Source organism: Pseudoxanthomonas suwonensis 11-1 (assembly GCF_000185965.1).
Lineage (GTDB): Bacteria > Pseudomonadota > Gammaproteobacteria > Xanthomonadales > Xanthomonadaceae > Pseudoxanthomonas > Pseudoxanthomonas suwonensis_A.
Window position 1 is genome coordinate 1,880,926 of the sequence record NC_014924.1, and the last position, 18,938, is coordinate 1,899,863.

Here is an 18,938-nt window from a genome sequence, read left to right on the forward strand (position 1 = left end):
GCACCCGGCGCGCTGTGGGCGCCGGGCCTGTCGTCGTGTTTGCGGACGCGGGTGGCGGGCTGGCGGCCGGGGCCGCCGCGGGTCAGGCCGCGTCGGTCCGTTTGGCGCCGACCTGCAGGCCGGCCTTGAGGCTGGCCTCGACGAACTCGTCCAGGTCGCCGTCCAGCACCTTCTGGGTATCGCTGCGCTCGATGCCGGTGCGCAGGTCCTTGATCCGGCTCTGGTCCAGCACGTAGTTGCGGATCTGGCTGCCCCAGCCGATGTCGGACTTGGTGGCTTCCACCGCGTCCTTCTCGGCGTTGCGCTTCTGGATCTCCAGCTCGTACAGCTTGGCCGCCAGCATCTTCATCGCGCGGTCGCGGTTGGCGTGCTGGCTGCGCTCGGTCTGGCATGCCACCACGATGCCGCTGGGCACGTGGGTGATGCGCACCGCCGACTCGGTCTTGTTGACGTGCTGGCCGCCGGCGCCCGAGGAGCGGTAGACGTCGGTCTTCAGGTCGGCCGGGTTGATCTCGATGTCGATCTTGTCATCGACTTCCGGCGACACGAACACCGAGGTGAAGCTGGTGTGGCGGCGGTTGTCCGAATCGAACGGGCTCTTGCGCACCAGGCGGTGCACGCCGGTCTCGGTCTTCAGCCAGCCGTAGGCGAAGTCGCCCTCCACGCGGAAGGTGGCGGACTTGATGCCGGCCACGTCGCCACCGGAGACTTCCAGCAGCTCGGTCTTCCAGCCGCGCGACTCGCACCAGCGCAGGTACATTCGCAGCAGCATCTCGGCCCAGTCCTGGGCCTCGGTGCCGCCGGCGCCGGCCTGGATGTCGACGAAGGCGTTGGCGCCGTCCATCTGCCCGGAGAACATGCGCTGGAACTCCAGCGCCTCGATGTGCTTCTCGAAGCGGTCTACGTCGGCCACCACCGCCTCGGCGGTCTCTTCGTCCTGCTCGCTCTCGGCCAGCTCAAGCAGCTCGGTGGAACCTTCAAGGCCCTCCAGCACCGAGGCGATGCCGCCGACGGTCTTCTCCAGCAGCGCGCGTTCGCGCCCCAGGGCCTGGGCCCGTTCCGGGTCGTCCCAGACGTTGGGCAGTTCCAGTTCGCGGTTTACTTCTTCCAGACGCTCTTTCTTGGCGTCGTAGTCAAAGATACCCCCGTAGCGAGACCACGCGACCGGTCAGGTCGGCGATGCGCTGGCGGATGGGATTGAGCTCGATCATGGCGGCAACAGGCAGGTGAAAAGCGGTCGCCGATTCTAGCAGGATGCCGGGCCGGCCCCGGCATCGGGGTCAGGGCCGCACGCTGCCGTTGTCCTCCTGCAGCTCGGGCTTGAACGGGATCTCCGGCGGCGGCCGCCCGTCGGCGGGCTGCTCGTCGAGGTTGGGATCGCTGATGCCGCAGCCGCCGCCCAGCTGCAGCAGCGAGACCACGCAGTTGATCCGCTTGCCGGTGCCCGGGATCGGGATGCCCACCTGCTTGATGCCCTTGCGCACCCATTCGGCCAGCAGCGACTCGCTGGGCACCCAGTATCGGTCGAAGCTGGTCGGCTCGTAGTCGTATGGCGGGCGCTTGAGCCAGGTGCCGGCCTGCTCGATCCGCTCGCGCGTCCAGGTGTCGTTGTCGCCACCCGGCGCCCCGCGGTCGGCCAGCGATTCGCCCGGGCCGCTTCCGGGCCCCTGCCCCGGCCCGCTGCCCTCGCCGGCCCCCGGCAGGCGCGCACGGCCCTGGGCATCGAACAGGCCCGGATCGCGCCGCGCGTTGTCCGACGGCGGACCCCAGCTGTCATCGGCCAGGGCCCTGGCCCAGGGATCGCCGGAGGCGGAGGCATCGCTGCGCGCGGCTTGCGCGCTACCGGGCGCGGGGGCCGGTGTGGGTGTGGCGGACGGTTGCGTTGCGGGGGGCGGATTGGCAGCCGGCACGGTCGATGCCGTGGATGCGGCGGCAGGAGCAGGGTCCACCGCCCGCGGTGCGGGAGCAGCGGCTGGCGCCGGAGCCGGAGTGGCCGGCGGCGTAATGGCCACCGGGGCCGAGGGCATCGGCAACTCGCGCTGGCGCAAGGTGGGGCCGGCGGCCGGACGCGGCTCGACGGCGGGGGGGCGGACCTGTGGCGGCGCGACCGCGATCTGCGGCAGGGGTTCAGCCACCTCGCGCTGGCGCAATCCCGGCTCGCGCAGGACCGGGACGGTCGGCTCGGTGCGTACCGCGGCCGGACGGACGGCCGGGGCTTCGACCACCGTGACTTCGCGCTGGCGCAGTTCGGGCAGGCGCGCCGAGGGCGCGGGCACCTCGGCCGCACGGACCTGCGGCACCTGCAGCGGCGGGGCCTCGACCACGGTCACCTCGCGCTGGCGCAGTTCCGGTTCGCGCGATGCCGGCAGCGGCAGGTCGATCTCGCGCGGACGCGGGGCCTGGATCGCCGGCGCCTGGGCCACTTCCACCTCGCGCTCGCGCACCTGCAGCTCCGGCTCGCGCACCGCGAGCGGACGGGTGGCCACCGGCACCGGCGGGGTCGCCACCTCGTGAATCTCGACCGGCTCCGGCAACGCGACCTCGCGCTCGCGCAGCTGCGAGGGCGCCGGCTCGGCAGGCTGCGGCTCGCGCATCGCCACCGCCGGGAGTTCGGGGGGAACGAACTGCGGCGCAAGCTCCTCTGCCTCCGCCTCAGCCGGGGACTCGGAGGTAGCAGCCGCCTGTGCCGGGGCGGGCGTCGTACCGGCGCGGACCGGCTGGCGCGCCACCGCACCGGCGGAAGCCGCCTGCGCCTGCTCCCGGGTCGCCTCGGCGGAGCCGGGGCTGGCCGCACCCTCCCCGCGCTCGACGAAGCCAATCCCGACCCGGTCGCCCCCGCCCCCGCCAGCCGTCTGTGGCGGAGGCGGCAGCAGCGACTGCAGGTAGGCGATCCACGCCAGCAGCACCACGAACAATATGTGCAGGAAGGCGCTGCCGACACCGGACACGGCGCGCAGCGGGCGCTCCTCGCGCGGTGCCCGCTCCCAGCCCTGCCGGAACAGCGCCAGGAAGGCACGCCAGCCTTCCAGCTCCTCGCCACGCGTCCGCGGCCGGGGCGGCCGCGCGGCCAGCACATCCAGGACCTGGCCGGGCGCGAGCCCCGGGCCTGAACCCGGCAGCGGCGCGGACTTCATCCACAGCGCCCAGCCGTAGGGCAGCCCGGTGCTGCGTTCCACCGGAACGCGGGCGCGCTCGCGCGCGTTGAGCACATCGATGATCCGGGCCGCCCGCGTCACCGCAAGGGCGCCCGGTCAGCCAGCGTTGCCGCGCGGCATGTACGGCGCCGAGCCGGAATCGTGGTCGGTGGCGTCGCGCACCGCGGTCACGCCGGGCACCCGCGCGATCAGGGTCTTCTCGATGCCCTGCTTGAGGGTGACGTCGGCCATGCCGCAGCCGTGGCAGCCGCCGCCGAAGCGCAGCCACACGGTGCCGTCGGCGGACACTTCCTCCACCGTGGCGCGGCCGCCATGCGAGGCCAGCTGCGGGTTGATCTCGTTCTCCATCACCCAGCGCACGCGCTCGACGATGGACGCGGCCTCGCCCGGTGCCTCGCCCTTGATCCGCGGCGCGCGGATGGTCAGCTGCGCGCCGGTGCCCTGGAACACGTAGTCGATCTCCGCGCCATCCAGCCAGCGCACGCTGTCGGAGGCCACGTACAGGGTGAAGCCGTCGCAATCCACCGCCCACTCGTCGCCGGCCAGTTCGGACGGTTCGGCGAACTCCAGCCGCGCATCGGCGCGCGGGGTACCCGGATCGACCGCGCTCAGGCGCACGCCCAGGCCGGGAATGCCCTCGCGTTCGACCAGCTTGCGGAAATGCGACTGCGCGGTGTCTGAGATATTGATCATGCGGGTATTCTAGCCGTGTCCCGGCACCCTCCCGCAGCCGGTGTGCCACGCCCGGCTGCAACGCTGCGTGCACGCCGTCGCGTGGATCATCCGCCGGCAGATGGAGACGAGAACGGCATGCCAGACCCCATTCCGCTGTCGCAGGCACGTTGCATCCCGCGCAAGGGCGCCGAACACCAGCTCGACCAGGCCCGCGTGGCCGCACTGCTGGCCCAGGTGCCCGGCTGGGAGCTGGCCGAGGAAGGCCGCGCCCTGGTGCGCACCTTCCGCTTCCGCGACTACCACCACACCATGGCTTTCGTGAACGCGCTGGCCTGGATCGCCCACCGCGAAGACCACCATCCGGACCTGGGCGTGCACTACGACCGCTGCGTGGTGCGGTTCTCCACCCACGACGTGGGCGGCCTGAGCGAGAACGACTTCATCTGCGCCGCCAAGGCGTCCGACCTGATCGAGGACTGATCCATGGACCGTGCCCTGCTCCTGCCCGCCGCCCTCCTCGGCACCCTGCTGCTGGCCGCCTGCGGCCGCGAGGACAGCGCCCCCGCCGCGCCGGTGCCGCCGCCGACCGAGGTCGCCGCGATCGACACCCCGCCGCCGCAGTACCCGATCGAGCTGGGTTGCGCCGGCATCGGCGGCCAGAGCGTGCTGCAGGTGGAGGTCGGCACCGAGGGCACGCCGACCCGGGTGACCCTGCTGCGCACCAGCGGCAACGACGACCTCGACCGCCTGGCCCAGGAGGCCGTGCAGGGCTGGAAGTTCAAGCCCGCCACCCGTGGTGGCCAGCCGATCGCGCGCACCATCCAGGTACCGGTGAACTTCACCCCACCGCAGGTGCGTCCGGACGAGTGCTTCGCGCTGGACGCCGGCCGCCGGCCCTGAGTCCGTCCACTCCCACCCGCGCCTGACGCAACGGGACCCGCATGCCCGAGATCTCCAGTTCCGCGGTGCTGGTCGCACTGGCGGTGACCTTGGCCGCCGGCCTGGCCACCGGCCTGGGCAGCCTGCTGGTGGTCTTCTCGCGCAGCCCGAACCCGCGCCTGCTCGCCTTCGGGCTCGCCTTCGCCGGCGGCGCGATGGTCTACGTGTCGCTGTCGGAGATCCTCAACAAGTCGGTCTACTCCTTCAGCCTGGCCTATGGCGAGCGGGCCGGGTTCACCGCTGCCACCTGCGCCTTCCTCAGCGGACTGCTGCTGATCATGCTGATCGACCGGCTGGTGCCGAACCCGCATGACAGCCTGGCTACCGACGACCCTGCCCTGCGCGAGCACCACCGCGAGTACGTGCGCCGGGTTGGCCTGATGACCGCGGTGGCGATCACCGCGCACAACTTCCCGGAAGGCCTGGCGACCTTCTTCGCCACCCTGGAGAGTCCAGCCGTCGGCCTGCCGCTGGCCTTCGCCATCGCCATCCATAACATCCCCGAGGGCATCGCCATCGCGGTACCGGTCTATTACGCCACCGGCAGCAAGGGCTACGCCTTCGGCGCCAGCCTCATGTCGGGGCTGGCCGAGCCGGTGGGCGCGGTGGTGGGCTATGCCCTGCTGTCCAGCGTGATGACCGACGCCGTGTTCGGCGCGGTGTTCGGGATCATCGCCGGGGTCATGGTGTTCCTGGCCATCGACGAACTGCTGCCGGCGGCCAAGCGCTACGGCAAGGGCCACGAGACCGTCTACGGCCTGGTCAGCGGCATGGGCGTGCTGGCCCTGAGCCTGGCCATGTTCAAGTGGTGAGCGCCGGGCCGGGCTGGCCCGGGCGCCTCATTCCAGCCGGTCCAGGACCTCGCGCAGCTCCGGCGGCAGCGGCGCGTTGAGGGTGTACGGGGTCCGTCCGGCGTCCAGGGCGAACTCCAGCGAGGCGGCGTGCAGGAACAGCCGGCGCAGGCCGGCCTTGTCGCGCAGGCGGCGGTTGACCTCCGGATCCCCGTACTTGTCGTCGCCGGCCACCGGGTGGCCGATGTGCTGGGCGTGGACGCGGATCTGGTGGGTGCGGCCGGTCTCGATCCGGACCTCGCAGTAGGACTGCCCACCCCGGCGCTCCAGCGCCCGGAAATGGCTGACCGAGGGCTTGCCGGCCTGGTTGACCTGGACATGGCGCTCGCCGCCCTGGCGCAGGCCCACGTGCAGGGGGGCATCCACGCTCATGGTGCCGTCGGGCATGCGCCCGGCCAGCAGGGTCAGGTAGCGCTTGCGGATGCCGCCGCCGGAACCGCCCTCGCGCATCAGCGCCTGCAACTCGGCCAGGGCCGAGCGCTTCTTGGCCACCACCAGGATGCCGGACGTGTCCCGGTCCAGGCGGTGGGCCAGCTCCAGGGTCTGCCCCGGGCGCAGGGCGCGCAGGGTCTCGATGGCGCCGAAGCTGATCCCGCTGCCGCCGTGGCTGGCCACGCCGGAGGGCTTGTCGATCACGAGGATGCGTGCATCTTCGAAGACGATCGACGCTTCCATGCGCTGCAGCAGGCCCGGCGCCGGGGTCCCGCGCTCGGCCTCCGTCTCCACCCGGACCGGCGGGATCCGGACCTCGTCGCCCCCGGCCAGCTTGCGCTCGGCCTTGGCGCGGCCGCCGTTGACCCGGACCTGGCCACTGCGCACCAGCTTGTACACCAGGCTGCGCGGGGCACCCTTGAGCTGGCCCAGCAGGAAGTTGTCCAGGCGCTGGCCGTCACGGTCTTCGGGCACCGTAACGGTGCGGGCTCCTGCCCGGGGGGATGGGTCGGTCATTGGGGGACTAATTCTGTTAGACTCGGGGGGCGATGTAAGGGTTTGATTCCGCTGGAAGAAGTCCACAGGGCCGAAAGCCCAGGCTTCCCGCGACCCCGGCACAGTACGCGACCACCGCCCCCGGGGCGGCCATGTTAGCGGCTTGCAGGCAGACCCGGCCATGGCCCGGTGGGTCAGAGCACCGGTAGCTGAACATGTCCCGCGTGGCGTCCGCGCCACCGGCCCGCCGTACCAAAAACATGAAAAGGAGCGCTCCCGCGGCCCGCCGTGGTGTTGCAGCGCTGGAAACCAGGATCCGCCCGGACGCGCAGTGCGCGAGGGTGCCGAACCCTGCCCTGACGCCGGAAGGCGGCCGGGCCGGATTCCAGTAAGGCGAACGCCAGGCGTTCCGCGCGTCGAGCGCGAAAGGAACGCAACATGAAGCGAATGCTGATCAACGCCACGCAGGCAGAGGAACTGCGCGTGGCCATCGTCGACGGCCAGACCCTGTACGACATCGACATCGAACAGCCGTCGAAGGAACAGAAGAAGTCCAACATCTACAAGGGCCGCATCACCCGCCTCGAGCCCTCGCTCGAGGCCGCCTTCGTGGAGTACGGTGCCGAGCGCCACGGCTTCCTGCCGCTGAAGGAAATCTCCCGCGACTACTTCCAGGCCGGCGTCGACCCGAACAAGGCCGGCATCCGCGAGCTGCTGCGCGAGGGCCAGGAGGTCGTCGTCCAGGTCGACAAGGACGAGCGTGGCAACAAGGGCGCCGCCCTGACCACCTTCATCTCCCTGGCCGGCCGCTACATGGTGCTGATGCCCAACTCCCCGACCCCCGGCGGCGTCTCGCGCCGGATCGAGGGCGAGGACCGGGCCGAGCTCAAGCGCGCCATGGACGCCCTGAACATCCCGGACGACATGGGCGTGATCATCCGCACCGCCGGCGTGGGCCGCGACGCGGAGGAGCTGCAGTGGGACCTGGACTACCTGCTGGCCGCCTGGCGCGCCGTCGCCGAGGCCGCGCTGAGCAAGCCGGCCCCGTTCCTGATCTACCAGGAATCGCGCCTGATCATCCGCGCCCTGCGTGACTACCTGCGCGCCGACATCGGCGAGATCCTGGTCGACACCGAGGAGATGTACAACGACGCGCGGCAGTTCATGGAACAGGTGATGCCGCAGAGCCTGCGCAAGCTCAAGCACTACACCGACGACATCCCGCTGTTCAACCGCTTCCAGATCGAGTCGCAGATCGAGAACGCCTACGAGCGCACCGTGCGCCTGCCCTCAGGCGGCGCCCTGGTGATCGACCAGACCGAGGCCCTGACCGCGATCGACGTCAACTCGGCGCGCGCCACCAAGGGCGGCGACATCGAGGAGACCGCGTTCCAGACCAACCTGGAGGCGGCCGAGGAAGTGGCCCGCCAGCTGCGCCTGCGCGACCTGGGCGGCCTGGTGGTGATCGACTTCATCGACATGTCCTCGTCCAAGCACCAGCGCGCCGTCGAGGACCGCCTGCAGAACGCGCTCAAGTACGACCGCGCGCGCGTCCAGATCGGCCGCATCAGCCGCTTCGGCCTGCTGGAGATGAGCCGCCAGCGCCTGCGCGCCAGCCTCGGCGAGTCCAGCCAGATCGTGTGCCCGCGCTGCGAAGGCCACGGCCGCATGCGCAGCATCGAGTCGCTGTCGCTGTCCATCATCCGCGTCGCCGAGGAGCACGCGATGAAGGAGAACACCGGGCAGGTGCTGGTCCAGGCCCCGGTGGAGATCGCCAACTTCCTGCTCAACGAGAAGCGCGGTGCGCTGCGCGAGATCGAGCAGCGCCACGACGCGCCGATCATCATCGTCGCCGACGAGCAGCTGCAGACCCCGCACTACGAGGTCACCCGCCTGCGCGAGAACGAGCTGGGCGAGGAGAGCAACAGGCCGAGCTACCAGCGCGGCACCCCGCGCAAGCTGCCGGTGCACGCCCTGACCAAGGCCCAGCTCAACATCCCGCCGCCGCCGGCGGTCACCCGCGTGGCCCCGCCGCGCCCGGCCCCGGTCCGCGAGGAGCGCGAGGAGACCCCGGTGCAGCCGGCGCCCGCGCCGGTCGCCGCCCCCGCCCCGTCCACCGGCGGCGGCGTGGTCGGCTTCCTCAAGCGCCTGTTCGGCGCAGCCGATCCGGCCCCGGCGCCTGCGCGTCCGGAACGCACCCAGGCCGCCCCGCAGGGCGAAGGCCGCGGCAACCGCGGCGAGCGTCCGCGCCGTGAGCGTGGCGAGCAGGGCGGCAACGGCCAGCAGGGCCAGGGCCGTGGCAAGCAGCGTGGCCAGCAGGCCCGGGGCGGCAACGCCCAGGGTGGCCAGCAGCAGCCGCAGGGCCCGAAGCAGGAGCGCCAGGAAAAGCAGGACAAGCAGGGGCGCAATCCGCAGCAGCAGCCTGCCGGCAACAAGCAGCAGTCGCAGAAGCAGGACAAGGCTCCGCGTCCGCCGAAGCAGCAGCCCGCCGAGGGCAGCACCGAGGCGAGCGCCCGTCCCGCGCAGCAGCCGCAGCGCCAGCGCAGCGAGGAGCAGCCGGCCCAGCCGGTCGCACGTCCCGCCGCCCCGGCCGATACCGAGGCCACGCTGACCACGGCCGCCGCCGTGGCCGTGCCGACTGCGGTCGCCGCGCTCGACAGCCCGGCCATGCAGCCGCAGGCCGAGGCCGGTGACGCCAGCGAGGCGACCGCCGTGGCCGATGCCGCCGCGGGCACCGAGGAAGCCGCGAACGCGGAGAGCGGCAGCCGCCGTCGCCGTGGCCGTCGTGGCGGCCGTCGCCGTCGTCGTGGTGCTTCGGCCGAAGGCAGCAACGCCGAGGGCGCCCAGGACCCGGGCGAGGACGCCGAGAGCGATGACGACAACGAGGCCGGCAACGAAGCCAGCGCCGAGGCAACCAGCCCCGCGCCGCGCGCCGACCAGCCGGAGTTCGACTTCGACGACCTGCCGGCGCCGGTGACGCCTGCCCCGGTTGCCGAGACCCCTGCCGCCGCCGAGCCGGCCACCCCGGTCGAGGCGAATGTGGTCGAGAACAGCCACGCGGACGCCAAACCGGTCGAAACCGCCGCCCCGGTCGAGGCCGCCACCGCGGCCGAAGCCGCTGTCGTGGAAGCTGCCGAACCGGCCCCGGCGCAGGCCGAACCTCCGGCTGCCAGCGTCGAGACCGCTGCCGTCGCCGCGACCCCGGGTCCGACCCCGGCCGCCGCGCCGGTGGCCACGGTCGAGGCGGTGGTCGAGGAAGTCGCTTCCGCTCCGGCAGCCCCGGCCGAGGCTGCGGCCCAGGCCGCTGCTCCGGAAGCCGAAGCTGCACCGGTCGAAACCACTCCGGCCGATGCCGCCGCGGTTGCCTCCGCGACCGCCGGCGAGCCGGTGGTCGAGACCCAGGCTGCCGACGTCGGAGCCCCGGCCGCCGCGGCGAGCGAACCGGCCGCGGACGCCGAAGCTCCGTCCGCCGACGAGCCGGCCCAGACCGCGGCCCCGGCCAACCCGGGCCCCTTCACCACCGCCGGCCTGTTCGACCAGCTGCCGGAGGCTGGGGCGCAGCCGGCCGCGCCGGAAGCTGCCGAAGCCGTGGAAGAGCCCAAGGCCGAGCCGGCTGAAGCCGCCGACGCCGGAGAAGCCAGCGAGCCGACCCCGACCGGGCAGCCGGCCGAAGAGGACCAGGCGGACGTCCCGCGTCGCCAGGACTGAGTTCCACTGGGGCAGCACGGAAAGGCCCGCCAATCGGCGGGCCTTTTCTTTTTCCGACCTCCCCGTGGAAAGAGGCCAGTGCTGAGGCTCGGCAGGTGGCGGAAGATGAAGGACCCGACCCTCTCCCCAACCTTTTCCCGCCGGGAGAAGGGCTACGCGGTCCGACACCCGGACCGCGCACAACGCACTCACGCTGGGCCAGGTCGGCACCAAGGGGCGCCCAGGCGCGCCCAAGACAAAGCCCGCCAGATGGCGGGCTTTGTCTTTCCCCTCCTCGGTGGCTGAGAGGGGCCGGCGCTTAAAGCGACTGCGCCGGATCCATCAGCCCGTAGCGCGCGGCCAGTCGCGCGAGGGCGATGCTGTCCTGCACGCCGATCTTCTCGAACAGGCGCGACTTGTGGGTGTTGACCGTCTTGGCGCTGAGCTTGAGCCGGCGCGCGATCATTTCCTGGCGCAGGCCCTGGACCAGCAGCATCGCCACCTCCAGCTCGCGCGGGGACAGGACATCGAATGGCGAACCGCCGCGCTCGACACCGGCCAGGGCCATGTTCTGGGCCACGCTGCTGCCGAGGTAGCGCTTGCCGTTGGCCACGTCGCGTACCGCGCGCAGCAGCTCGCGCGCATCGCCGGCCTTGCCGATATAGCCGGAGGCGCCGACATCGAGCAGCCGCTTCGGCAACGGTCCGTCCTCGAGCACGGATACGATCAGCACGCGCGACGGCAGGCCCTCCGCGACAATGCGCTCGGTCACTTCCAAGCCGCTGATGCCCGGCAGGTGCAGGTCGCAGAGGACCACGTCCGGTGGCACCGGCATCCTGCGCAGCTGGCGCAGCGCGTCCTCGCCATCCTCGGACTCGCCGACGATCTCGATGTCGGTCTCAGCCGCAAGGATCATGCGCAGTCCAGTGCGGACCAGCGCGTGGTCGTCGATCAGATATACCCGGATGGTCATGCCGTTCCCTCGGTATGCCCTGCGCCTTGAGCCTATCGCCCCCACTCGGGCCGCTTCAAGCTCGTGCCAGTAGCGCTTGCACAACCTCCGGCGCGACCAGGATGGGCCTGGCCTCCCCTGCTGGAACTGGCGGAGAGAGTGGGATTCGAACCCACGGAAGGTTTGACCCTTCGCCGGTTTTCAAGACCGGTGCCTTAAACCGCTCGGCCATCTCTCCGAATTTTTCGCTTCTACAACCACGCTGCTCGCGCAGCGTCGCCGGTTTTGCCTCCACTTCGTGGAGGCGCCCTCCGGCCTGTCGGCCTGCGGGTCAAGACCGGTGCCTTAAACCACTCGGCCATCTCTCCGAATTTTTCGCTTCTACAACCACGCTGCTCGCGCAGCGTCGCCGGTTTTGCCTCCACTTTCGTGGAGGCGCCTTCCGGCCGGGGGCCTGCAGGTCAAGACCGGTGCCTTGAATCGCTCGGCCATCTCTCCGGATTTTTTTGCGTCTAACGACGCAGCTAACGCGACGCTGCGGGTTCCAGACAAGTACCGAGGCTTGGCCAGCGGCAATTCCCTGGAACCAGATTTTATTAGCGACAACGCCGGCTGGCACTCCGGTGATGCCCACTCCGGTGGACTCGTCCGCCGGCGGGTCGCGGATTGTCGCATGCCAGCGGGGGGCCGGATCAGCTGGCCAGGGCCATCCCGTCGGCGTCTGCCTTGTCGCCTGGTTCGCCCTTGCGGCCGCAGTTGCCGCAATCCAGTCGCGAGGACTCGATCTGCTGCGGCAGGTGTTCGGCAAGGAAATCGATGAACACCCGCACCGCTGGCAGCAGGCCGCGGCGCGAGGCGAACACGGCGTGGCAGATGCCCTGCGGCAGCGACCATTCCGGCAGCACCACTTCCAGTTCGCCATTGCGCACGGCTTCGGCGCACACGGTTTCCGGCAGCATGGTGATGCCGAAGCCGTCCTTGACCATGGACAGCAGCAGCGGGAAGTCGAAGCCGGCCACGCGCGGCTGCAGGTTGTCGACCCGGCGCACCTCGCCGTTCGGGCCGTGCAGCTCCCAGCGCTGGTGCGCCTCGTCCTCGTGCATGCTCAGGGTCAGGTGCGAGGCCAGGTCGGACGGATCCTGCGGGCGGCCGGCACGGTCCAGGTACTTCGGACTGGCGACCATCAGCTCCTGGATCTGCCCGAAGCTGCGCATCACCAGGCTGCCATCATCGTCCAGCCTCGTGCGCACGCGGATCGCCACGTCGAAGCCTTCGTTGATCAGGTCGACGCGGCGGTTGTTGACGTGCAGCTGCAGGCGCACCTTCGGGTACTGCTCGAGGAACTTCGGCAGCAGCTTCGGCAGCTGCTGCTGGGCGATGGCCACCGGCACGCTCACCCGCACCAGCCCGCGCGGCTCGGCGCTCAGGCGGTCGACCACCTCGCGCGCGGCCTGGGCCTCGGTCAGCATGGTCTGTGCATGGCGATAGACGCTCATGCCCACGTCGGTGACCGCGAAGCGGCGGGTGGAACGCTGCAGCAGGCGCACGCCAAGGTCGGTCTCGAGCTGGCTGATGCGGCGGCTCAGGCGCGACTTGGGGATACCCAGCGCGCGCTCGGCCGCGGCGAAACCGCCATGCTCGACCACCATGGCGAAGTAGTAGAGGTCATTCAGGTCCTGCATGGCGCTATCTCCACAGGCGCAACAGATGGTGCCATCTAACCACCTTTATCCCATCCGTGCAACGATGGAAGCTGTGCCCACTCCGCGGCCACGCCGCAGCCCCATCAGAGAGAGAGCACCGCATGAAACTCCTGCATCTGGACTCGAGCGCCCTGGGCGCCAATTCGGTCAGCCGCGAACTGAGCGCGGCCATCGTTGCCAGCTGGCAGGCCCGCCACCCGGGCCTGGAGGTCGAGTACCGCGACCTGGACAGCGAACCCCTGCCCCACCTGACCGGCGCCAGCCTGGCCAAGGCCGATCCCGCCGCGGTGGCGGACGCCGAGCGCGTGCTGGAGCAGTTCCTCGCGGCAGACGTGGTGGTGATCGGGGCGCCGATGTACAACTTCAGCATCCCCTCGACCCTGAAGGCCTGGATCGACCGCATCGCGGTGGCCGGGCGCACCTTCCGCTACACCGCCAATGGCCCCGAGGGCCTTGCAGGCGGCCGCAAGGTCATCATTGCCAGCGCCCGCGGCGGCTTGTACGCCGGCTCCCCGGCCGATTTCCAGGAGCCCTTCCTGCGCCAGGTGTTCACCTTCATCGGCGTGGAAGACCTGGTGTTCGTGCGCGCCGAGGGCGTATCGCTGTCCCCCGAGCACCGCGCCAGGGCCGTGGCCGATGCATTGGCCCAGATCGACGGCGTGGTCGAGCCGGTGGCCGAAGCGGCCTGAAAACGACGGCGGCCGGTCATCGCCGGCCGCCTATCCTGGAAATCCGACCCCGGTCAGCTGATCCGGGTCGCGCCCCCCATGTAGGGCTGCAGTACTTCGGGAACGTCGATCGAACCGTCGGCGTTCTGGTAGTTCTCCATCACCGCGATCAGGGCGCGGCCCACGGCCACGCCGGAACCGTTGAGCGTATGCACCAGCTCCGGCTTGCCGGTGGCCGGGTTGCGCCAGCGCGCCTGCATGCGGCGGGCCTGGAAGTCGCCGCAGTTGGAGCACGAGGAAATCTCGCGGTAGGTATGCTGCGACGGTAGCCAGACTTCCAGGTCGTAGGTCTTGCGCGCGGAGAAGCCCATGTCGCCGGTGCACAGCAGCATGCGGCGGTACGGCAGCCCGAGCTTCTCCAGCACCACCTCGGCGCAGCGGGTCATGCGCTCGTGCTCGGCGTCGCTCTCTTCCGGGCGGGTGATCGAGACCAGCTCCACCTTCTCGAACTGGTGCTGGCGGATCATGCCGCGCACGTCGCGGCCGCCGCTGCCGGCCTCGGAGCGGAAGCACATCGAATGCGCGGTCATGCGCAGCGGCAGCTTGTCTCCGTCCAGGATCCCGTCGCGCACGATGTTGGTCAGTGGCACTTCCGAGGTCGGGATCAGGTAGCGGCGGTGCTCGCCCAGTTCGGTGGAGAACAGGTCCTCCTCGAACTTCGGCAGCTGCCCGGTGCCGCGCAACGAATCTGCATTGACGATCACCGGCACGTTGGTTTCCTCGTAGCCGTGCTCGCCGGTGTGCAGGTCCAGCATGAACTGGGCCAGGGCGCGGTGCAGGCGCGCCAGCTGGCCGCGCAGCACGGTGAAGCGCGCGCCGCTGAGCTTGGCCGCGGTATCCGCATCCAGCCAGCCGTTGCGGGCACCCAGTTCGACGTGGTCCCTGGCCTCGAACTCGAAGCTGCGCGGCGTGCCGTGGCGATGCTGCTCGACGTTGCCCGCCTCGTCCGCGCCCACCGGTACGTCATCGGCGGGCAGGTTGGGAATGCCCTGGGTGATCGCGTCGAGCCTGCCGCGGATCTCCTCCAGGCGCGCCTCGGAGGCCTTCAGCTCGTCACCGAAGCCGGCCACTTCCGCCAGCAGCGCGGAGACGTCCTCGCCCTTGGCCTTGGCCTGGCCGATCGCCTTGGAACGGGTGTTGCGCAGGTTCTGCAGTTCCTGGGTGCGGACCTGGATGGCCTTGCGCTCGGCCTCTAGCGATTCCAGCGCCTGGGTGTCGAGGGCGTAGCCGCGCCTGGCGAGGCGTTCGGCGGTGGCGGCGATCTGGGAACGGAGCAGGCTGGGGTCGAGCATTGCAGGGGCCGGAAGCGCGAAAGGTGGCGCACATTATCCCCCAACCAATGGTGCCCGCGCCCGCTACTGCGCCGGCGCTGTGCCAGAATCGACCGCTCCGTCCGCCGACACGCCGCATGAGCCGAACCGACGAACAACCCGATGGCGCGCTGCGCTACCTGCCACAGGGCCGCTGGGCCGTGGTGGCCGGCGCATTCGTGCTTGGCTGGGTGCTGTTCCTGCTGGTGGTGACCCGGCAGTCGACCGATCCGGTCCCGGGCGAGGCCGCTCCGGCCGCGGCCCTGGCTGCCCTGCCCAACGATCCCCTGCCCGCCCCGGTGCCGGCTGGCGCCAGTGCGCCGCTGCCGCAGGCGGCCGATGGCGAGGGCGCGCGCCTGGTCGAGGAACCGTCGCCTCCGCCCCCGGTGCAGCCGGAGCCGCAGCCGGCAACCCCGTCCCCGGTGGAAGTCGCGCCCGTGCAGCAGGTTGCTGCCCAGCCGCCGGCACTGCTGGCCGGGCAGGAACCGCCGCGCTATCCGGTTTCCGCCCTGCGCAGCGGCGAGAGCGGGACCGTGGTGCTGCGGGTCCAGGTCGATGCCGAGGGCCGCGCGGGCGACGTGGAGATCATCGAGCGCAGCGGCTCGCGCGATCTCGACCGGGCCGCCGCCGACGCTGCCCTGCGCTGGCGCTTCCAGCCGGCGCGTGATGCCGAAGGCCGCCCGATGCCTGGCGAGGCGATCGTCCCGGTCGAGTTCCAGACGCAGTGACGCCGCGCTCACCGCGATGAACCGTATTGCCATGTTGCAATCCGGTTCATCGCTTCAACACCTTCCGGACACATCGGCATGGCGAGACTCGATCCCGTAGTCAACGGATCGAGGAAGCGCGATGGGGACCTGGTATGAGAGCGGACGCGCCACGCCGGCGGCAGGCCATGCGGCCGGCACGAAGCGGGTCTCCCCGGTGCTGCTGGGTGGCTTGGCCATCGCGATGATTGCCCTTGCGCTGGCCTTCCATGCGAGCCGGGATGCCGACCAGGCTGGTCGCCCCGACATGCAGCTCCCCGCCTCATCTCCCGGGGGCGCCTCTGCATTCGGCGATGCCGTGGTCAACCGCCCTCCGCGCCCGCTGGCCGGCAACCCGGTCCCCAGCTATCCGCGCTCGGCGCTGCGTAAGGGCAGCGAGGGCGACGTGGTCCTGAGCATCATCGTCGGCGACGACGGTCGTCCGGTGGACGTGCAGGTGGTCGAGCGCGCCGGCACCGAGGACCCCGCCTTCGACCGCGCCGCGATCGAGGCCGCGCTGCAGTGGCGCTTCGAGCCGGCACTGCGTGATGGCGAGGCGGTTCCGTCGACGGTGCGCCTGCCGATCGAGTTCCGCCGCAACTGAGGGCCGCCGGCGCTCAGGCGGCCGGCGACTCCAGCGCGAAACCACAGCCACGCGCGAGCTGGTCGAAGCCCGGGAACGAGGTGGCGACGGTCGCGATCTCGTTGATCCGCACCTGCCCATCCGCACGCTGCCCGGCGACGCTGAAGGACATCGCGATGCGGTGGTCGTGCAGGCTCTCGATGATGCCGCCGTGCAGCTGCCCGGGATGGATGGTCGCGCCGTCGGCGGTCTCGTCCACCTGCAGGCCCAGGGTACGCAGGCCATTGGCCATGGCCGCCAGGCGATCCGATTCCTTGACCCGCAGTTCGCCCGCGCCCGTGACCACGGTCGGGCCTTCGGCGCAGGCCGCGGCCACGAACAGCGCCGGGAACTCGTCGATCATGTCCGGCACCAGCGCCTCGGGCACCTGGACGCCCCGCAGCGGCGCATGGCGCACCACCAGGTCCGCCACCGGCTCGCCACCATGGGTGGACGGGTTTTCCTCGGTGATGTCCGCGCCCATCAGGCGCAGCGCGTGCAGCAGGCCGGTACGGCGCGGATTGAGTCCGACCGCTTTCAGCCGCAGCTCCGAACCCGGGACGATGCTCGCCGCCACCAGGAAGAACGCTGCCGAGGAGAAATCCGCCGGCACCGCGATGTCGGTGGCGCGCAGGCGCTGGCCGCCACGCAGGCGGGCGCGGCCCGGGGAGAACTCGATGTCCACGCCGAACGCGGCAAGCATGCGCTCGGTGTAGTCGCGGGTCGGGTGCGGTTCGGTGATCGAGGTTTCGCCATGGGCGTAGAGACCGGCCAGCAGCAGCGCGGACTTCACCTGGGCACTGGCCACCGGCAGGGTGTAGTCGATGCCGTGCAGCGCCTGCCCGCCATGGATGCGCAGCGGCGGCGTGCCGTCGGCCCCGGTGTCGATCCGCGCGCCCATCTCCGCCAGCGGCACGGTCACGCGGCGCATCGGCCGCTTCGACAGCGAGGCGTCACCGACCAGCACGCTGTCGAAGGCCTGGCCGGCCAGCAGGCCGGCCAGCAGGCGCATGCCGGTGCCGGCATTGCCGCAGTCCAGCGGGCCGTCCGCGGCGCGCAGGCCGTCCACGCCCACGCCATGCACGATGCGGCGCGACGGCGTCGGGGTCTCGATGCGCACGCCCAGCCGCTCAAAGATCGCCGCGGTGGAGCGAGTGTCCTCTCCTTCCAGGAAACCGTCGATGGTCGAGGTGCCATCGGCCAGCGCGGCGAACATCACCGCGCGGTGCGAGACCGACTTGTCGCCCGGGATTTCCAGGGTGCCGCGCAGCGGCTGCCCGGCGCTTGCGATCCAGTGTTGCGAAGACTGCGACATCAGCTCTCCATCGTCTGCACGCCCGGCACCTTCCAGCGCCGCGAACCAATCACCAATCACCAATCACCAATCACGAATCACGAATCACCAATTACCGCCCTCAGGGCACCGCGACCGGATAGGAACCCAGCACCTTGACCTTGGCCACGTGCTGCTCCAGGTCGGCCAGCGCCTGCTTCATCGCCTCGTCCTCGACATGGCCGGCCAGGTCGATGAAGAACGCGTACTCCCACTTGGCCTGGTGCGAGGGCCGCGATTCGATCCGGTTCATGCTGATGCCATGCCGCGCGAACGGGCTGAGCACGTCGAACAACGCGCCGGGCTTGTCGTGGATGAACACCAGGATCGAGGTGCGGTCGTGGCCGGACGGCGGGAACAGGCGGCGGCCGATCACCAGGAAGCGCGTGGTGTTGTCGCGGTCGTCCTGGATGGGCTGCATGATGACCTTCTTCAGGCCATACACGTGGGCCGCGCTCTCGCCGGCGATGGCCGCGGCGTCGTCGGCGCCACGCGCGCGGCGCGCACCCTCGGCGTTGCTCGACACCGGGATCTTCTCGACCTTCGGCAGGTTGGCGCGCAGCCAGCCTGCGGTCTGGGCGAAGGCCTGCGGATGCGCGTAGATGCGCTCGATGTCCTCGATCCGGCCGCTGCGCGAGAGCAGGTACTGGTGCACCTTCAGCTCCACCTCGCCGCAGATCTTCAGCGGCGAGGTCAGGAACATGTCCAGCGTCACCTGGATCGTGCCCTGCCCCGAGTTCTCCACCGGCACCACGCCGAAGTCGGCGTTCCCGGCGTCGACTTCCTGGAACACCTCCTCGATGCTGCCCAGCGGCAGTCCGTGCGCCGAGCGGCCGAAGTGCTTGAGCACGGCCTGCTGGCTGAAGGTGCCCTCCGGGCCGAGGTAGCCGATCTTCAGCGGCTCCTGCTGGGCCAGGCAGGCGGACATGATCTCGCGGAACACATGCACCAGGACCTCGTCCGAGAGCGGGCCCTCGTTGCGGTCCACCACCATGCGCAGCACCTGGGCCTCGCGCTCGGGCCGGTAGTAGTCCACCGCCGCGGCGAGCTTGCCCTTGGCCTTGCCGACCTGCAGCGCGAACCGCGCGCGCTCGGCGATCAGTTCCTGGATGTGACGGTCGATGCTGTCGATCTGCGCACGCACGTCGGCCAGCATCGGCGCTGGCGCGGCCGGCTCGCGCGGTGCGCTTTGGCCGGCCCTGGCCTTGCCCTTGCGGGCGGCGGCGGGCGGCTTGTTCGCGCTGGTTTTCCTCGTTGCCATCTGGGGATCCGTGGTCATTGGCGGCGGCCGCTGCCGCCGCTCGCATCGC

General features: G+C 70.9%; 16 protein-coding genes and 1 tRNA gene. 7 read left to right on the top strand and 10 right to left on the bottom strand.

The genetic code is table 11. The annotated features are described in order from the left end of the window. Window positions 1–82: 82 nt before the first annotated feature. The 3 genes from prfB to PSESU_RS08565 form a co-directional block, all read right to left on the bottom strand. Window positions 83–1,211, bottom strand: a protein-coding gene (gene prfB / locus PSESU_RS08555) for a peptide chain release factor 2 (RefSeq protein ID WP_013535374.1) whose coding sequence is annotated in 2 segments (ribosomal slippage) — window positions 83–1,135 and window positions 1,137–1,211 — 1,128 coding nt in all. Because the reading frame shifts where the segments join, the coding sequence is not laid out codon by codon here. Between the two features lie 69 nt (window positions 1,212–1,280). After that, window positions 1,281–3,236 (bottom strand): hypothetical protein, encoded by a 1,956-nt coding sequence (locus PSESU_RS08560; RefSeq protein WP_041764032.1) that lies wholly within the window; start codon window positions 3,234–3,236, stop codon window positions 1,281–1,283. Window positions 3,237–3,251: 15 nt separating this feature from the next. After that, a complete protein-coding gene (locus tag PSESU_RS08565) occupies window positions 3,252–3,848 on the bottom strand; it encodes an NfuA family Fe-S biogenesis protein (protein ID WP_013535376.1) in 597 nt (198 codons plus the stop codon). Window positions 3,849–3,965: 117 nt separating this feature from the next. Between PSESU_RS08565 and PSESU_RS08570 the strand changes: the two genes are divergently transcribed. The 3 genes from PSESU_RS08570 to zupT are packed head-to-tail and all read left to right on the top strand — an operon-like array spanning window position 3,966 to window position 5,581. Beyond that, window positions 3,966–4,310, top strand: coding sequence for a 4a-hydroxytetrahydrobiopterin dehydratase (locus tag PSESU_RS08570; protein WP_013535377.1), 345 nt, complete (start codon window positions 3,966–3,968; stop codon window positions 4,308–4,310). Between the two features lie 3 nt (window positions 4,311–4,313). Continuing rightward, window positions 4,314–4,730, top strand: a complete 417-nt coding sequence (locus tag PSESU_RS08575) for an energy transducer TonB (RefSeq protein WP_013535378.1) — start codon at window positions 4,314–4,316, stop codon at window positions 4,728–4,730. Between the two features lie 41 nt (window positions 4,731–4,771). Further along, window positions 4,772–5,581, top strand: a complete 810-nt coding sequence (zupT, locus tag PSESU_RS08580; RefSeq protein WP_013535379.1) for a zinc transporter ZupT — start codon at window positions 4,772–4,774, stop codon at window positions 5,579–5,581. A gap of 27 nt (window positions 5,582–5,608) precedes the next feature. On the opposite strand, the gene PSESU_RS08585 is transcribed toward zupT, so the two are convergent. Continuing rightward, window positions 5,609–6,568 carry an RluA family pseudouridine synthase gene (locus PSESU_RS08585; RefSeq protein ID WP_013535380.1) on the bottom strand — a complete coding sequence of 320 codons (960 nt, stop codon included), beginning with the start codon at window positions 6,566–6,568 and terminating at the stop codon, window positions 5,609–5,611. Window positions 6,569–6,994: 426 nt separating this feature from the next. Here PSESU_RS08585 and PSESU_RS08590 point away from each other — a divergent pair, with 426 nt between their 5' ends. Continuing rightward, window positions 6,995–10,255 (top strand): Rne/Rng family ribonuclease, encoded by a 3,261-nt coding sequence (locus PSESU_RS08590; RefSeq protein WP_155942864.1) that lies wholly within the window; start codon window positions 6,995–6,997, stop codon window positions 10,253–10,255. A 298-nt stretch (window positions 10,256–10,553) separates the two neighbouring features. Here the strand turns inward: PSESU_RS08590 and PSESU_RS08595 are convergent, their stop codons facing one another. The 3 genes from PSESU_RS08595 to PSESU_RS08605 all read right to left on the bottom strand — a co-directional run bounded on the left by PSESU_RS08595 (window position 10,554) and on the right by PSESU_RS08605 (window position 12,868). After that, window positions 10,554–11,207 (bottom strand): response regulator, encoded by a 654-nt coding sequence (locus PSESU_RS08595; RefSeq protein WP_013535382.1) that lies wholly within the window; start codon window positions 11,205–11,207, stop codon window positions 10,554–10,556. 127 nt (window positions 11,208–11,334) lie between these two features. Beyond that, window positions 11,335–11,424 (bottom strand) — tRNA-Ser (locus PSESU_RS08600). Between the two features lie 454 nt (window positions 11,425–11,878). Further along, on the bottom strand, window positions 11,879–12,868 hold the full coding sequence (locus PSESU_RS08605; protein ID WP_013535383.1) for a LysR family transcriptional regulator: 990 nt from the start codon (window positions 12,866–12,868) through the stop codon (window positions 11,879–11,881). 122 nt (window positions 12,869–12,990) lie between these two features. Between PSESU_RS08605 and PSESU_RS08610 the strand changes: the two genes are divergently transcribed. Beyond that, window positions 12,991–13,578 (top strand): FMN-dependent NADH-azoreductase, encoded by a 588-nt coding sequence (locus tag PSESU_RS08610; protein WP_013535384.1) that lies wholly within the window; start codon window positions 12,991–12,993, stop codon window positions 13,576–13,578. Window positions 13,579–13,631: 53 nt separating this feature from the next. Here PSESU_RS08610 and serS read toward each other — a convergent pair whose 3' ends face one another. Next, on the bottom strand, window positions 13,632–14,909 hold the full coding sequence (serS, locus tag PSESU_RS08615; protein ID WP_013535385.1) for a serine--tRNA ligase: 1,278 nt from the start codon (window positions 14,907–14,909) through the stop codon (window positions 13,632–13,634). Between the two features lie 116 nt (window positions 14,910–15,025). Between serS and PSESU_RS08620 the strand changes: the two genes are divergently transcribed. Then, on the top strand, window positions 15,026–15,655 hold the full coding sequence (locus PSESU_RS08620) for an energy transducer TonB (RefSeq protein WP_013535386.1): 630 nt from the start codon (window positions 15,026–15,028) through the stop codon (window positions 15,653–15,655). A gap of 121 nt (window positions 15,656–15,776) precedes the next feature. Continuing rightward, complete coding sequence (locus PSESU_RS15695) at window positions 15,777–16,277, top strand: energy transducer TonB (RefSeq protein WP_013535387.1); 501 nt, start codon at window positions 15,777–15,779, stop codon at window positions 16,275–16,277. 13 nt (window positions 16,278–16,290) lie between these two features. Here PSESU_RS15695 and aroA read toward each other — a convergent pair whose 3' ends face one another. Both aroA and pheA read right to left on the bottom strand, forming a co-directional pair. Continuing rightward, window positions 16,291–17,610, bottom strand: a complete 1,320-nt coding sequence (aroA, locus tag PSESU_RS08630; RefSeq protein ID WP_013535388.1) for a 3-phosphoshikimate 1-carboxyvinyltransferase — start codon at window positions 17,608–17,610, stop codon at window positions 16,291–16,293. Window positions 17,611–17,710: 100 nt separating this feature from the next. Further along, entirely contained in the window at window positions 17,711–18,889 is a 1,179-nt protein-coding gene (gene pheA / locus PSESU_RS08635) for a prephenate dehydratase (RefSeq protein WP_013535389.1), read from the bottom strand. Window positions 18,890–18,938: the final 49 nt, after the last annotated feature.

Bases quoted from the DNA above. Each gene is read 5' to 3' on its own strand.
- PSESU_RS08570 (WP_013535377.1), top strand. From the start codon at position 3,966: ATGCCAGACCCCATTCCGCTGTCGCAGGCACGTTGCATCCCGCGCAAG.
- zupT (WP_013535379.1), top strand. From the start codon at position 4,772: ATGCCCGAGATCTCCAGTTCCGCGGTGCTGGTCGCACTGGCGGTGACC.
- aroA (WP_013535388.1), bottom strand. From the start codon at position 17,610: ATGTCGCAGTCTTCGCAACACTGGATCGCAAGCGCCGGGCAGCCGCTG.
- PSESU_RS08585 (WP_013535380.1), bottom strand. From the start codon at position 6,568: ATGACCGACCCATCCCCCCGGGCAGGAGCCCGCACCGTTACGGTGCCC.
- PSESU_RS08575 (WP_013535378.1), top strand. From the start codon at position 4,314: ATGGACCGTGCCCTGCTCCTGCCCGCCGCCCTCCTCGGCACCCTGCTG.
- PSESU_RS08590 (WP_155942864.1), top strand. From the start codon at position 6,995: ATGCTGATCAACGCCACGCAGGCAGAGGAACTGCGCGTGGCCATCGTC.
- PSESU_RS08610 (WP_013535384.1), top strand. From the start codon at position 12,991: ATGAAACTCCTGCATCTGGACTCGAGCGCCCTGGGCGCCAATTCGGTC.
- PSESU_RS15695 (WP_013535387.1), top strand. From the start codon at position 15,777: ATGGGGACCTGGTATGAGAGCGGACGCGCCACGCCGGCGGCAGGCCAT.
- PSESU_RS08605 (WP_013535383.1), bottom strand. From the start codon at position 12,868: ATGCAGGACCTGAATGACCTCTACTACTTCGCCATGGTGGTCGAGCAT.
- PSESU_RS08595 (WP_013535382.1), bottom strand. From the start codon at position 11,207: ATGACCATCCGGGTATATCTGATCGACGACCACGCGCTGGTCCGCACT.
- serS (WP_013535385.1), bottom strand. From the start codon at position 14,909: ATGCTCGACCCCAGCCTGCTCCGTTCCCAGATCGCCGCCACCGCCGAA.
- PSESU_RS08620 (WP_013535386.1), top strand. From the start codon at position 15,026: ATGAGCCGAACCGACGAACAACCCGATGGCGCGCTGCGCTACCTGCCA.
- pheA (WP_013535389.1), bottom strand. From the start codon at position 18,889: ATGGCAACGAGGAAAACCAGCGCGAACAAGCCGCCCGCCGCCGCCCGC.
- PSESU_RS08565 (WP_013535376.1), bottom strand. From the start codon at position 3,848: ATGATCAATATCTCAGACACCGCGCAGTCGCATTTCCGCAAGCTGGTC.